Consider the following 13,769-nt stretch of genomic DNA (forward strand, 5'->3'; position numbering starts at 1 on the left):
ATGACCGTGACATCCCCCGCATTTGACACGCTGCTGGCGCGCTACACCGCCGTGCGCGGTCGCTCGCTGGCCCTGGCGGCTCCGCTGTCGCCCGAGGACTGCGCCGCGCAGTCCATGCCCGACGCCAGTCCCACCAAATGGCACCTGGCCCACACCACCTGGTTCTTTGAGACCTTTGTGCTCGAAGCCCACGAGCCAGGTTTCCAGCCGTTTGCACCGGCGTTCCGGGTGCTGTTCAACTCCTACTACAACGGTGTGGGCGCCAAGCACCCGCGTCCGCAGCGCGGGCTGCTCACGCGGCCATCGCTGGACGAGGTGCTTGCCTACCGGGCCGACGTGGACGCCCGCATGGCGCGCTTGTGGCCCGCTGTGGCGCATGACGCTGCGCCGCGTGGCCTGATCGAGCTGGGCCTGCAGCATGAGCAGCAGCACCAGGAGCTGATGCTCACCGACATCCTGCACCTGCTGTCCTGCAACCCCTTGTTCCCCGCCTATGCCAAGGCTTCAGACGCTGTGGCGCCCGAGGCTGGCCAAGCACTGGCGTGGCACTCCTTTGACGGGGGGCTGGCCGATATCGGCCACGCTGGCAGCGGCTTTGCCTTTGACAACGAGGGCCCGCGCCATCGTGTGTATCTGCATCCCTACGCGCTGGCCTCGCGGTTGGTGACGCAGGCCGAGTATCTGGCGTTTGTGGAAGCGGGTGGCTACCGCAACCCGCTGCTCTGGCTGGCCGAAGGCTGGGACTGGCGCGCGGCGCAGGGCCTGGAGCAGCCGCTGTACTGGCATCGCATCGATGGGGCCTGGCACCAGTTCACGCTGGCCGGCCTGCAGCCGCTGCAGGGCAACCAGCCGGTGGTGCATCTGTCGTACTACGAGGCCGATGCCTACGCGCGCTGGGTGGGCGCGCGCCTGCCCACCGAGGCTGAATGGGAGCATGCGGCCGCGCAGGGTGCCGCTGGCTTGGCGCAGTGGCACGGCGCTGCCTGGCAGTGGACGCAGTCGAGCTACGCGCCATACCCCGGCTTCCGGGTGGCCGAAGGCGCCGTGGGTGAGTACAACGGCAAGTTCATGGTCAACCAGTACGTGCTGCGGGGCTCGTCCAAAGCCACGCCGCCGGGGCACGAGCGACTGACCTACCGCAACTTCTTTCCGGCCACGGCGCGCTGGCAGTTCACGGGCATTCGGTTGGCACGCGACCTCGGCTGAAGGCGGTCAGCGCCCGGCGCTGGCCGTCATCGACCCGCCGCGTTGGGGCCGGCATGACGGTGTCGCTGCGTGCCGTGGTCTTGGTTGCTATCAAATGTGTAGCTGTTGGCGCATATTCCACTAGCGCTTGGACGCAAAAAAGCCTCAAAAGTACGGTGTCAGGTGCCTGGCCATGCGCTTGTGGGGGCGCATGGCCATTCGCACATCACACCTTGTCGAGTGCCTGCGCCAGGTCCGCCCGCAGGTCGTCGATGTGCTCGATGCCGACCGACAGGCGCACCATGCCTTCGCTCACGCCCGCCTTGGCCAGCTCTTCGGGATTGAGCTGGCGGTGGGTGGTGGACGCGGGGTGGGTGGCCAGCGACTTTGCATCGCCAATGTTCACGAGGCGCGTGAAGAGCTGCAGCGCGTCGAGGAAACGGGCACCTGCCGCACGTGGATCAGCGTCGCTGTTCTTCACGCCAAAGCTCAGGATGCCCGAGGCCTTGCCGCCTGACTGGCGTTGCACCAGCGCGTGGTCCGGGTGGTCGGGCAGCCCGGCGTAGCGCACCCATTCGACCTTGGGGTGGCTTTGCAGGTACTGGGCAATGGCCAGCGTGTTGTCGCAGATGCGGTCCATGCGCAGCGCCAGGGTTTCGACGCCTTGCAGGATCAGGAAGGCATTGAGCGGCGCCAGCGCCGCACCCGTGTTGCGCAGTGGCACCACGCGTGCACGGCCGATGAAGGCGGCGGGGCCCAGCGCCTCGGTGTAGACCACGCCGTGGTAGCTCACGTCGGGCTCGTTCAGGCGCGGGAAGCGTGCCTTGTGCTCCGCCCACGGGAACTTCCCGCTGTCCACAATCGCGCCGCCCACGCTGTTGCCGTGGCCGCCCAGGTACTTGGTGAGCGAGTGCACCACGATATCGGCGCCATGCTCGATGGGGCGCAACAGGTAGGGGCTGGGCACCGTGTTGTCCACGATCAGCGGCACGCCATGGTCGTGCGCCACCTTGGCCAGCGCGGCGATGTCGGTCACGTTGCCCAGCGGGTTGCCGATGGACTCGATGAAGATGGCCTTGGTGCGCGCGTCGATGTGCTGCGCAAAGCTGGCCGGGTCACGCGGGTCGGCAAAGCGCGTGGTGATGCCCTGCTGCGGCAGCGTGTGGGCAAACAGGTTGTAGGTGCCGCCGTAGAGCGTGCTGGCCGAGACGATGTTGTCGCCCGCCTCGGCAATGGTCTGGATGGCGTAGGTGATGGCGGCCATGCCCGAGGCCACGGCCAGCGCGGCGATGCCGCCTTCCAGCGCCGCGACGCGCTTTTCGAGCACGTCGGTGGTGGGGTTCATGATGCGGGTGTAGATATTGCCCGGCACCTTCAAGTCAAACAGGTCGGCGCCATGCTGGGCGCTGTCAAACGCGTAGGCCACCGTCTGGTAGATGGGCACGGCCACGGCCTTGGTGGTGGGGTCGGGGCTGTAGCCTGCGTGGACGGCCAGGGTTTCGATCTGCATGGGTGCTGTCTCTTTCATTGAAGGGATGGGAGTGGAACAACCGGGCTCGGCCCATTGCGGGACGAGGCCCGATGTGCCGAGGGCGCGGGCCATTCTGGCACCCTGGACCCCTGGCGTCATCGAATCGTTGGCTATGTGCTTATGACGTTCTTGTGCGCGCTGGACTCTTTCAGGCCGAGGGCTCGTCCATAGCGCTGTCCATGGGCTCTGGGGTGGTGCGCCGCGCCTGCTGGCTGCGGCGCCAGGCCTTCTCGACTTCCACGACCACCAGCACCACCAGCGCGGCGCCAATGCACAGGGCCAGTTCGCCCAGGCTCAGCGGCTCGGTGCGGAAGATGGGGTTGAGCCAGGGCACATAGATGGTGGCCATCTGCAGCGCAAAGGTGAGCAGCACGGCACCCAGCAGCGGGCGGTTGCTCAGCAGGCCCAGGCGCCAGATGGGTTCGGATTCGGAGCGAATGGCGATCACATGCGCCATCTGCGCCAGCGTGAGCACGGTGAACACCATGGTCTGCCAGTGCGTGTGGCCGGTGTGCAGGGCCCAGGCCTGCACCGCCAGGCACAGCCCGCCGATGAGCAGGCCCACGCCCAGGATGTGCTGCCACATGCCGTGGGCAAACAGGCTTTCGCGCGGCGCGCGGGGCGGGCGCTGCATGATGCCGCGCTCGGCAGGCTCGGCCGCCAGAGCTAGGCCGGGCAGGCCGTCTGTGACGAGGTTGACCCACAGGATGTGGATGGGCAGCAAAGGGATGGGCAACAGCAACAGCGGCGCCAGGAAGATGGTCCAGATCTCGCCCGAGTTGCCCGTCATCGCGTAGCGCACAAACTTGCGGATGTTGTCGTAGATGCGGCGGCCCTCGCGCACCGCCGCGACGATGGTGGCGAAGTTGTCGTCCAGCAGCACCAGGCTCGAGGCCTCGCGCGCCACGTCGGTGCCGCCCTGGCCCATGGCCACGCCGATGTCGGCACGCTTGAGCGCCGGGGCATCGTTCACGCCGTCCCCTGTCATGGCCACAAAGTGGCCCTGGGCCTGCAGCGCCTCGACGATGCGGATCTTCTGCGCCGGGTCCACGCGGGCGTAGACCTGCACCTGCTCCACGCGGGCGCGCAGGGCAGCATCGTCCAGTGTGGCCAGGTCGGCGCCGGTGAGCACCGGGGCATCGCTACTCTTCACCAAGCCCAGGCGGTGCGCGATGGCGCGCGCAGTCGCAGGATGGTCGCCTGTGATCATTACGGGCGTGATGCCCGCGCTGATGCAGTCGCGCACTGCGGCCTGGGCCTCGGCGCGGGGTGGGTCGATGAGGGCGATCAGGCCCAGCAGCTCCAGCTGGTTTTCTACTGCGTCGATGTCGTTGGTGTCGGGCAGGCGGGCGTGGCTGCGGCGGGCGAGGGCCAGCACGCGCAACCCCTGTGCAGCGAGCTGCTGTGCGGTGGCGAGGACCTTGGCGGTGTCGAGTGCGGCAGCGCCTTCAGGCGTCCAGTGGGCGGTGCAGCGGGGCAGCACGGATTCGGGCGCGCCTTTGGTGTAGGCCACAAAGCCTGCGGCCGCGCGGTGGAAGGTCGTCATGCGCTTGCGGTCGGAGTCAAACGGTTGCTCCTGCACGCGGGGGCTGGCAGCGTCGAGCTGGGCCTTGTCCAGCCCGCCCGCGTGGGCGGCGAGCACCAGCGCGGTCTCGGTGGGGTCGCCCAGCCAGTGGATGCCCGACTGGCCCTCTTCGTTGTGAACCTGCAGCGTGGCGTCGTTGCACAGCGCGGCGGCGCACAGGGCTTCGGCGTGGGCCGCACCGGGCAAGGGGTCGCCGGGCACCCAGCGCACACCGTGTGCCAGCAGCAGCTCGGCATGCATGCGGTTCTGGGTCAGGGTGCCGGTCTTGTCCGAGCAGATGGTGGTGACCGAGCCCAGGGTCTCCACCGAGGGCAGGCGCCGCACCAGGGCATGCACAGCCACCATGCGGCGTGCGCCCAGGGCCAGCAGCACCGTGACCACGGCGGGCAGGGCCTCGGGAATGGCGGCCACCGCCAGGCTGATGGCGGTGAGGGCCATGAGCAGCGGCGCCTCGCCGCGCAGCACCCCCACCACAAAGATCACCGCGCAGATGCCCAGCACCGCTATCGCCAGGCGCTTGCCAAACGCCGCCAGGCGCAGTTGCAGCGGCGTGCTGCGGTCGCCGGTGTCGAGCAGCGTGGCCACCTTGCCCAGCTCGGTGTGCATGCCGGTGGCCACCACCAGCCCGCGTGCGCGACCATGGGTGGCGGTGGTGCCCTTGAAGGCCATGTTGGTGCGGTCGCCCAGCGCGCCCACGTCTTCGGCTGCCAGGGCTTCGGTCTGCTTGGCTACCGTGACGGACTCGCCCGTGAGGGCCGATTCATCCACCTGCAACTGCGCAATCTCGATGAGCCGCAGGTCGGCCGGGATCTGGTTGCCCGCCTCCAGCATCACGATGTCGCCGGGCACGAGCAGGGTGGCAGGAACCACCTGCACCGCACCGCTGCGCAAAACGGTGGCGTGCGCCGCCGCCAGCTGGCGCAGTGCCGCCATGGCCTGGTCGGCGCGCCAGGCCTGCACAAAGCCGATGACCGCGTTGAGCACCACGATGACGAGGATGACCAGCGTGTCGGTGACCTCGCCCACCAGCCCCGAGATGACGGCCGCACCCAGCAGTACCAGCACCATGAAGTCCTTGAACTGGTCGGCCAGCAGGCGCCACCAGGGGCGGTCCTGCGATGCGGCCAACTCGTTGGCGCCATGGGTGGCGCTGCGGCGCAGCGCTTCGTCGGCGTGCAGGCCTGCGTCAGGGTTGACGCCATGGGCCTGGGCCACGGCGTCGGTGGGGTGCAGGTGCGGCGCGGTGGATGGGGACATGCGGCGATCGGTGAAACGGGCCGCACGCCCGCACAAGGACTTCTTCGGCGTTGCCTTAGTGCGCGACTTGCGGCCGGGCTTTGTAGAACTGGAGCGGGGCTTCTGGCACCTGGTTCAGCACCTGGCGCTTGATCTTGCCCACCACATGCATTTCACAGGGCTTGCAGTCAAAGCGCAAGGTCAGCTTTTCCTTGCCATTGATCAACATCAAGGGTTCGGCCTTGATGGTGCCCTGGACACCCGTCACGCCCTTGGCCTGTTTGGGGCACAGGCTCATGGAAAAGCGCACGCAGTGCTTGGTGATCATGAGGCTGACCTCGTCTTCCTCTTCGTGCGCCTCGTAGGCCGCGTCGATCACCTTCACACTGTGGCGCACGTAGAAGTCGTGGGCCTTGTGGTTGAACACGTTGCCCAGGAAAGAAAGCGTGTCCTCAGGGTAGGGCGCAGGCGGCTCCACCGGCGTGGCGCGCGGCAGGCGGGCAAAGTTGTGGGCCCGGTTGGCTTCCAGTTCGGCCACGGCATCGCGGCGCAGGGCGTTGAGCACCGAGGCGGGCACAAACCACGGCTGCGAGAGCTGCAGCGCAATGTCATGCACCGCAAACACCGTGGCTCCAAAGCGGCCGAGCTGCTCGCGCAGGCTGGCCTCGGCCTTGGCCGTGTCAGTGGCTGGCTGGTGGGGTTGCTGCACGGATGCACAACCCACGTTGCCGTCCTCGTCGGTCAGCATCAGGCTGAAGCCAGTGGGCGTTTCGCTCAGGTGTGCCCACAGGCCGATGCGGCGGTCGCTGGACTTTTTCTCCAGCGTGCGCACCCAGTCCATGTCGCGGTTGCGGTTGACCTCGGTGCCCTTGCGCAGGTCCTTGAAGCCGTCCATCGGGTCCTTGGGGTACACGCGCCACTGGCCCACGCTGCGGGCCGACACCGGCTCGGCTACGTTGATGGCCATGCCCACCAGTTCTTTGTGCAGGTCGTAGTAGCAAAGCCCGTCGCCGTTGTGCAGCACGGTGGCTGGGTCACTCAGTTCCAGCTCCACAAAGTCTGGGCCCAGCTTGGTCACCCAGCCGATGGCCTGGCCGGGGTTCTTGGGGGTGTCGAACGCGCCGATGTCTTCCTTGCGGCCGGTCACGAAGTAATCGGTGAACTCGCGGTTGAAGTTCTGCAGTGGGTCGGGTGTGAAGGTGAGGGTGGTGCGACCACTGGACGAGCGCGACAGCGGCCGGCCCTGGGCCTCGCGCTCTTCGATGATCTCGTCGAGCAAGGTGCGGTAGTGGGCGGTGATGTTCTTCACGTAGCCCATGTCCTTGTAGCGCCCTTCGATCTTGAAGCTGCGCACGCCCGCATCGATGAGCGCGCGCAGGTTGTCGCTCTGGTTGTTGTCCTTCATGCTCAGCACGTGCTTGTCGTGCGCGATGAAGCGGCCCTGCGCGTCGGTCACCTGGTAGGGCAGGCGGCAGGCCTGGCTGCAGTCGCCGCGGTTGGCGCTGCGGCCCGTTTGCGCATGGCTGATGTTGCACTGGCCGCTGTAGGCCACGCACAGCGCGCCGTGGATGAAGAACTCGATGTTGGCGCGCCCCGGCGCATCCACGGGCCCCAGCGCCTTGTGCACTGCGGCGATCTGCTGCACCGTCAGCTCGCGTGCCAGCACGATCTGCGAGAGGCCCGCGTCCTGCAAGAAGCGTGCTTTTTCGGGCGTGCGGACATCGGTCTGGGTGCTGGCGTGCAGCTGGATGGGCGGCAGGTCGATTTCGAGCAGGCCCATGTCCTGAATGATCAATGCGTCCGCGCCCGCCTCGTACACCTGCCAGGCCATCTTGCGCGCGGCCTCCAGTTCATCGTCGCGCAGGATGGTGTTGAGCGTGATGAAGATGCGGCTGTTGAAGCGGTGCGCGTGCTTGACCAGGCGCTCGATGTCCCGGATGTCGTTGCCCGCACTGGCCCGCGCGCCAAAGGCCGGGCCGCCGATGTAGACGGCATCGGCGCCGTGGTTGATGGCTTCGATGCCAATGTCTGCGTCGCGCGCGGGCGAGAGCAGTTCGAGCTGGTGGGGGAGGAGGGACATGGGGCGTGATTATCCCAGCCTGCCTGGCCGGGCGGTGGGCGCCGGACTCATTAGCCCGGTTAATGCCGGAGCAAATTACTAAGTTTGCTTAGTAATTATGCGAAAACGAGGGTTGAAGTGGCTACGATGCGGGGTTTGTTGTGTACAAGTTCGGTGCACAACAGGATGCTTTGACCGACCCAGGAGACTTTGTACCGTGCTGCGCCCCGTTTTCGCTTCTTCGCCCCTGTTCCGAATTTCTGCACTGACCGCCCTTGCGCTGGCGGCCCATCTGGCCTCTGCCCAGGACGTACAGACCGTCAAGATCGCCCATGCGGGCCCGGTGTCGGGCGGCATTGCCCACATCGGTAAAGACACGGAAAACGGTGTGCGTCTGGCCATTGACGACCTGAACGCCCAGAATCTCGTCATCGGCGGCAAGAAGATCAAGTTTGAAATCGCGGCCGAAGACGACGCGGGCGACCCACGCCAGGCCACTGCCGTGGCCCAGAAACTGTGCGACCAGAAGGTGGCGGGCGTGGTGGGGCACCTGCAATCGGGCACGTCCATTCCCGCGTCGGCGGTCTACGCCAAGTGCGACCTGCCGCACATCACGGCCTCGGCCTCCAACCCCGACCTGACCAAGCCCGGCCACAAGACCACCTTCCGCCTGATCGCCAACGACAACGCGCTGGGTGCTGCCCTGGCCTTGTTTGGTGCGGATCACCTCAAGCTCAAGAGCGTGGCCATCATCGACGACCGCACGGCCTATGGCCAGGGCGTGGCCTCGGTTTTCAAGGCGACGGCGCAACAAAAGGGCCTGAAAGTGGTGGCCGAGGAGTTCACCAACGACAAGGCCACCGACTTCATGGCCATCCTCACCGCCATCAAGAACAAGAAGCCCGACGCGATTTTCTACGGCGGCCTGGACGCCCAAGCCGGCCCCATGCTCCGCCAGATGGAGCAGCTGGGCCTGGGCAACGTGAAGTTCTTCGGCGGTGATGCGCTGTGCACCGAGAAGCTGCCCGAACTGTCAGGCAAGACCCCCGCGCTGAAGAATGTGACCTGCGCGACGGGCGGTGCCTCGGTGGACAAGATGCAGGGCGGCTCGGACTGGAAGAAGCGCTACGACGCCAAGTTCCCCGGCCAGTTCCAGATCTACAGCCCCTATGCCTATGACGCCGCCATGGTGCTGGCTGACGCGATGAAGCGCGCCAACTCGGTGGACCCCAAGGTGTTCGCGCCGTTCCTCACCAAGACTGAATACAAGGGCGTGACCGCCAACATCGCCTTCACCGCCAAGGGCGAGCTGACCACGCCCGCCGTGACCTTGTACACGTTCAAGGACGGTAGCCGCGTGGCATTGAACTGAGGCCACTCTCCGGCGTTGCTTCAGCGACTCCTGACCCCACGGCCGCTCCCTGCGGCCGTTTTTGCGTGCGGCGTTTGGCTTTACAGTCAGATCCCATCGCAAGAACGCGCGGGCCGCCGGTGCCCGCCAAGGAGCCCAGGTATGCGCGCAATGTTTGGATTGGTCGGACTGGTGGTGGTGCTGGCCATCGTGGGCCTGCTGGCCAAGAAGCAACTGGCGGCCACGCGCGCCCCCGTGCCCGCATTGCAAACTGCCACAGGCGCGGCGGTGCCTGCATCGGTGCCAACCGGCACGGTACGTGAGCAGAGCCAGCAGATGCAGCAGCAGGTCAAGCAGCAGGTAGAAGGCCTGATGCAACAGGCACGCCCCATGCCCGAAGACGAGAAAAAATGAGCCAGATCGGCTTCAAGCGCTGATATTTCATGCCTTGGATGCTATTGAAAATATAGTGATGAAAATCGCCGACGATGCGCACTGGATGCGACTGGCCCTGGCCGAGGCGCAAGCCGCAGCCAGCGCGGGCGAGGTGCCTGTGGGCGCCATCGTGGTCAAGGACGGCCAGGTCATCGCCACTGGCCGCAATGCCCCGGTGCAAGACCATGACCCCACGGCTCATGCCGAGATCGCAGCCCTGCGCGCTGCGGCCCAGCGCCTGGGCAACTACCGGCTTGACGGCTGCAGCCTGTATGTGACGCTGGAGCCCTGCGCCATGTGCAGTGGCGCCATGCTGCACGCGCGGCTGGCGCGGGTGGTGTATGGCGCGCCGGAGCCCAAGACCGGGGCGGCTGGGTCAGTGCTCAACCTGTTTGGGCATGCCGAGATCAACCACCAGACCGAGGTGCAGGGCGGGGTGTTGGCCGAAGAATGTGGTGGCCTGCTGAGCCGCTTTTTTGCGCAGCGCCGCCGCCAGCAGCGTGCTGAGGCGTTGGCCCGCCACCCGTTGCGTGACGATGCCTTGCGCACGCCCGATGCGGCGTTTACCCACCTGCCCGGCTACCCCTGGGCTCCCCACTACCTCAGCGACCTGCCGAGTCTGGCGGGCCTGCGTCTGCACTACCTGGATGAGGGCCCGCGCGATGCACCGCGCACCTGGCTGTGCCTGCATGGCAACCCGGCCTGGAGCTACCTCTATCGCCGCATGCTGCCGGCCTTTCTGGCTGCGGGCGACCGCGTGGTGGCGCCCGACCTGATCGGCTTTGGCAAAAGCGAAAAGCCCAAGAAGGAGGGGGCGCACCAGTTCGAATGGCACCGCCAGGTGCTGCTGGAGCTGATCGAGCGGCTGGACCTGCGCAGTGTCGTGCTGGTGGTGCAGGACTGGGGCGGCATCCTGGGCCTCACGCTGCCCATGGCGACGCCCGAGCGGTTTGGCGGCCTGCTGGTGATGAACACGCTGCTGGCCACAGGCGATGCACCGTTGCCCCCGGGCTTTGTGGACTGGCGTGCGATGTGCCGGGACAAGCCGCTGTACGGGGTAGGGCGCCTGCTGGCACGCGGCAACCCGCACATGAGCGCTGCGGAATGCGCAGCCTACGATGCCCCCTTTCCGGACAAAGGTTACCGGGCTGCGCTGCGTGCGTTCCCCGAACGTGTCCCTGCCGCCCTGGATGACGCCGGTGCGGCGCTGTCGCGTGCAGCCCGCGATTTCTGGCAGCACCAGTGGCAAGGCCGCAGCCTGATGGTGGTGGGGGTGCAAGACCCCGTGCTGGGGCTGCCCACCATGCGGGCGCTGCAACACAACATCCGTGGATGCCCCGAGCCGGTGGTGCTGCCCCATGCGGGCCACTTTGTTCAGGAGCATGGCGAGGCCATTGCCGCACAGGCTGTGGAATACTTCACGCACTGATGTGCCCGCTGGCGCCCCATGACTGCATGGGGCACCGGGCATCCCCCCTGTTTACGGAGCAGGCCCCAGCGGGGCCTGAGCGCTTTGCACGACCACCATCACGACCCCTCGCAGTGCGACCACGACCACGGTCCCAAGCACATCTACATCTACTCGCCTTCCAGTGCAGTGCGCGACAAGGCCGCCTTCAAGCGGGGCATTGCCCGCCTCAAGGCCCAGGGCCATGAGGTGGAGGTGGATGTGGACGCGCTGGCCACACACACACGCTTTGCGGGCGACGACGCCACCCGGCTGGCCGCCATCCACCGTGCGGCGGCCAGTGGCGCCGATGTGGCGCTGATCTCGCGCGGGGGCTATGGCCTCACCCGCATCCTGCCGGGCATCCGCTACAAGGCGGTGGCCAAGGCCATCGAAAAGGGCACCCACTTCGTGGGCGTGAGCGATTTCACCGCCTTCCAGCTCGCCGTGCTGGCCAAAACCGGGGCCACCACCTGGTCGGGGCCCTCGCTGGGGGCCGATTTTGGCGTGGAGGGCGCGCCCGACGACATCATGGAAGCCTGCTTTGACGACCTGCTGACCGGCCACGGTGAAGGCACGGGCTGGCGCATGCACAAGGAAAAGCCCCATGCCACTACCGGCAAGCCGGCTGTGCCCAACGTCTATGTGAAAAGCGCCACCCTGTGGGGCGGCAACCTGGCGGTGCTGGCTTCGCTGGTCGGCACGCCGTACTTCCCGCAGGTCAAGGGTGGGGTGCTGTTTGTGGAGGATGTGCACGAGCATCCCTACCGCGTTGAGCGCATGCTGACCCAGCTGCTGCACGCCGGTGTGCTGGCCCAGCAAAAGGCCGTGGTACTGGGGCAGTTCACCAACTTCAAGCTGGCGCCGCACGACAAGGGCTACAAGCTGCAGTCGGTGGTGGACTGGCTGCGCACCCAGATCAAGGCGCCCGTGCTGACCAACCTGCCGTTTGGGCATGTCGAGACCAAGGTGCTGCTGCCCGTGGGTGCAACGGTGTCGTTGTCGGTGGAAGAGCGCGATGCGCTGATCTATTGGGGCCACCAGCACTGAACAGGCGGCGCTAACCTGGGGCCGCTGCGTGGCACGATGTAAGTGCGGCGTGGTGACCGGCCCCGGCTGTCAGGGCTGCAATCTCAGAGTTTCAGAGGTGCGCGCGGGGTGCGTTGGGCATTTGTGGCACCCGCAGCGACAGCGGCAACTGCCCCTGGAACATCGGCGTCACCTGGTCCAGCACCGTCTGCGCGATGGCCTCGCCGCGCAGCAGGGTGAGCGTGTCAAGCAAATCGCTGCGCAGGTACCACAGCGCTTCAATGTCGCCCGCATAGCGCAGGCGCATGTTCATGCGCGCCACTTCGCAGCCGGTCAACCCCAACAGGCTGTGCAGCATGGCACGCCGCACCTCTTCCAGACCATGGTCGCGCACCCAGGCCGTCGATGACGGCTTGTCACGACCGAGCAGGTCGTGCAGGTTGTTGCGGAGATTGGGCTTGTTCCAGCGCATGGACGGCGGGCTGTGCGATTTTTGTAACAGGGTCGATCAAAGTAAGCGGGAGTGAGGTTTGACGCAAGGGTGGCGCTCCTGTTTTTGCATAAAGACAACACGGCGCCCCCGTTTGTTGCGAACTTTTACGCAATTCATCGCGAATGCTTGCGGCGGCCTGACGCGAGGCAACCGGGTGAACAGGTGCGCTGCTCGGCGTGGGCTTTGCCGGGTCTTCAGGCACCCAAGATGCACGCCCTCTACGCCTACTGCCACCACCAGCGCCTGCAGTGAGGCCGCAAGTACTGGCGTGCGTGGCCCGCAAAGACCTTGGCGAAGGATTGTTGACGCTTTGATAGGTGCGTCTTCGTTGAGCTTGCACTAAACTGGTTCACATGATGTTACTAATCGGCCATCGTTCATGAGTGTGTTGTCAACGGTGGTCTTCGCCGACATTTCGGGCAGCACCTCGTTGTATGAAACGCTGGGCAACGAGCGCGCCACCGAGGCGGTGACGCAGGTCACGCAGTGGATCAGTGACACCATCGAGGCGCATGCGGGGCGCGTGGTCAAGAAGCTGGGCGACGGGGTGTTGTGTGTGTTTGGTGATGCGGCCAGTGCCGTGACTGCCACCACCCACATGCTGCGCCAGCACCAGGCGCGTCTGGACCGGTGGCCGCAGCCGCTGCGCATGGACATCCGCGTGGGAGTGGCCAGTGGCGAGGTGGTCGATGTGGATGGCGACTGCTACGGTGATGCCGTCAATGTGGCCTCCCGCCTGTGCGAGCGCGCGGGCCCCGCCGAAATCTGGGCCACCGAGACGACTGTGCTGCTGGCGGGGGCCGCTGCCGATGTGTGGTACCGCAAGCTGGGCCTGATGGAAATCCGCGGCAAGGCCGAGCTGCAGATGCTCTATCAGGTGGAGTGGCGCGAGAACGAAGAGCCCGACTCGCTCACCATGCAGGCGGCGCTGGTCAGCAGTTTTGCTCCGGCCGATTCCATCCTGGGGCAGATCCAGTTTTCCTGGCATGGGGTGGACATGTCTTTCACCTCGTCGGATGCGCCCGTGCATGTGGGGCGCGCCAACCATGCCCAGCTGTGCATCAATGACCCCCGCGTTTCACGGCTGCATGCGCGCATCGACTGGCGCAACAGCGGCTTTGTGCTGACCGACATGAGCAGCTTCGGCACCTGGGTGCGGTTTGACGGTAGCGACTCGCCCGTGCGGCTGCGCCGCGATGCCTGCATCCTGCATGGCACGGGGCAGATTGCGCTGGGGGTTCCCTTTACCGAGTCCAGTGCTCCGATCATGAACTTTCAGGTCGCCGGCACCAGCGTTCATCTGGGCTGAGGCCGTCGGCTGCCGCCGACAGCTGTCACAGCGCGGCGGGCTCCCGGTCAGCGCGCAGCCCTTTCACTTCCGAACCCACACAAACAACCCAGAACAATCAGGAGACACG

Annotated in this window: 10 protein-coding genes; 6 read left to right on the forward strand and 4 right to left on the reverse strand. The window is 66.4% G+C overall.

The features are described from left to right. Nucleotides 1–1,206: an ergothioneine biosynthesis protein EgtB gene (egtB, locus tag CLU87_RS06875; RefSeq protein WP_099729945.1), complete on the forward strand. Its 1,206-nt coding sequence runs from the start codon at nucleotides 1–3 to the stop codon at nucleotides 1,204–1,206. 205 nt (nucleotides 1,207–1,411) lie between these two features. On the opposite strand, the gene CLU87_RS06880 is transcribed toward egtB, so the two are convergent. From CLU87_RS06880 to CLU87_RS06890, 3 genes are all read right to left on the reverse strand, one after another. Next, nucleotides 1,412–2,695 carry an O-acetylhomoserine aminocarboxypropyltransferase/cysteine synthase family protein gene (locus CLU87_RS06880; protein ID WP_099729946.1) on the reverse strand — a complete coding sequence of 428 codons (1,284 nt, stop codon included), beginning with the start codon at nucleotides 2,693–2,695 and terminating at the stop codon, nucleotides 1,412–1,414. Between the two features lie 169 nt (nucleotides 2,696–2,864). Beyond that, nucleotides 2,865–5,558 (reverse strand): cation-translocating P-type ATPase, encoded by a 2,694-nt coding sequence (locus tag CLU87_RS06885; RefSeq protein ID WP_099732073.1) that lies wholly within the window; start codon nucleotides 5,556–5,558, stop codon nucleotides 2,865–2,867. A gap of 55 nt (nucleotides 5,559–5,613) precedes the next feature. After that, nucleotides 5,614–7,617, reverse strand: a complete 2,004-nt coding sequence (locus CLU87_RS06890) for a U32 family peptidase (protein ID WP_099729947.1) — start codon at nucleotides 7,615–7,617, stop codon at nucleotides 5,614–5,616. A gap of 196 nt (nucleotides 7,618–7,813) precedes the next feature. On the opposite strand from CLU87_RS06890, the gene CLU87_RS06895 reads away from it, so the two are divergent. The 4 genes from CLU87_RS06895 to CLU87_RS06910 all read left to right on the forward strand — a co-directional run bounded on the left by CLU87_RS06895 (nucleotide 7,814) and on the right by CLU87_RS06910 (nucleotide 11,879). Continuing rightward, nucleotides 7,814–8,968, forward strand: a complete 1,155-nt coding sequence (locus tag CLU87_RS06895) for a branched-chain amino acid ABC transporter substrate-binding protein (RefSeq protein WP_056744204.1) — start codon at nucleotides 7,814–7,816, stop codon at nucleotides 8,966–8,968. Between the two features lie 141 nt (nucleotides 8,969–9,109). After that, nucleotides 9,110–9,361 carry a hypothetical protein gene (locus CLU87_RS06900; RefSeq protein WP_099729948.1) on the forward strand — a complete coding sequence of 84 codons (252 nt, stop codon included), beginning with the start codon at nucleotides 9,110–9,112 and terminating at the stop codon, nucleotides 9,359–9,361. A gap of 58 nt (nucleotides 9,362–9,419) precedes the next feature. Then, nucleotides 9,420–10,811: a tRNA adenosine(34) deaminase TadA gene (gene tadA, locus CLU87_RS06905; RefSeq protein ID WP_099729949.1), complete on the forward strand. Its 1,392-nt coding sequence runs from the start codon at nucleotides 9,420–9,422 to the stop codon at nucleotides 10,809–10,811. A gap of 84 nt (nucleotides 10,812–10,895) precedes the next feature. Beyond that, nucleotides 10,896–11,879 carry an LD-carboxypeptidase gene (locus tag CLU87_RS06910; RefSeq protein ID WP_099729950.1) on the forward strand — a complete coding sequence of 328 codons (984 nt, stop codon included), beginning with the start codon at nucleotides 10,896–10,898 and terminating at the stop codon, nucleotides 11,877–11,879. Nucleotides 11,880–11,970: 91 nt separating this feature from the next. Here the strand turns inward: CLU87_RS06910 and CLU87_RS06915 are convergent, their stop codons facing one another. Further along, on the reverse strand, nucleotides 11,971–12,330 hold the full coding sequence (locus CLU87_RS06915) for a hypothetical protein (RefSeq protein ID WP_099729951.1): 360 nt from the start codon (nucleotides 12,328–12,330) through the stop codon (nucleotides 11,971–11,973). 400 nt (nucleotides 12,331–12,730) lie between these two features. Here CLU87_RS06915 and CLU87_RS06920 point away from each other — a divergent pair, with 400 nt between their 5' ends. Further along, nucleotides 12,731–13,660, forward strand: coding sequence for an adenylate/guanylate cyclase domain-containing protein (locus CLU87_RS06920; protein ID WP_056744210.1), 930 nt, complete (start codon nucleotides 12,731–12,733; stop codon nucleotides 13,658–13,660). The last annotated feature ends 109 nt before the right edge of the window (nucleotides 13,661–13,769 follow it).

Source organism: Acidovorax sp. 59 (assembly GCF_002754175.1).
Taxonomy (GTDB): domain Bacteria; phylum Pseudomonadota; class Gammaproteobacteria; order Burkholderiales; family Burkholderiaceae_C; genus Acidovorax; species Acidovorax delafieldii.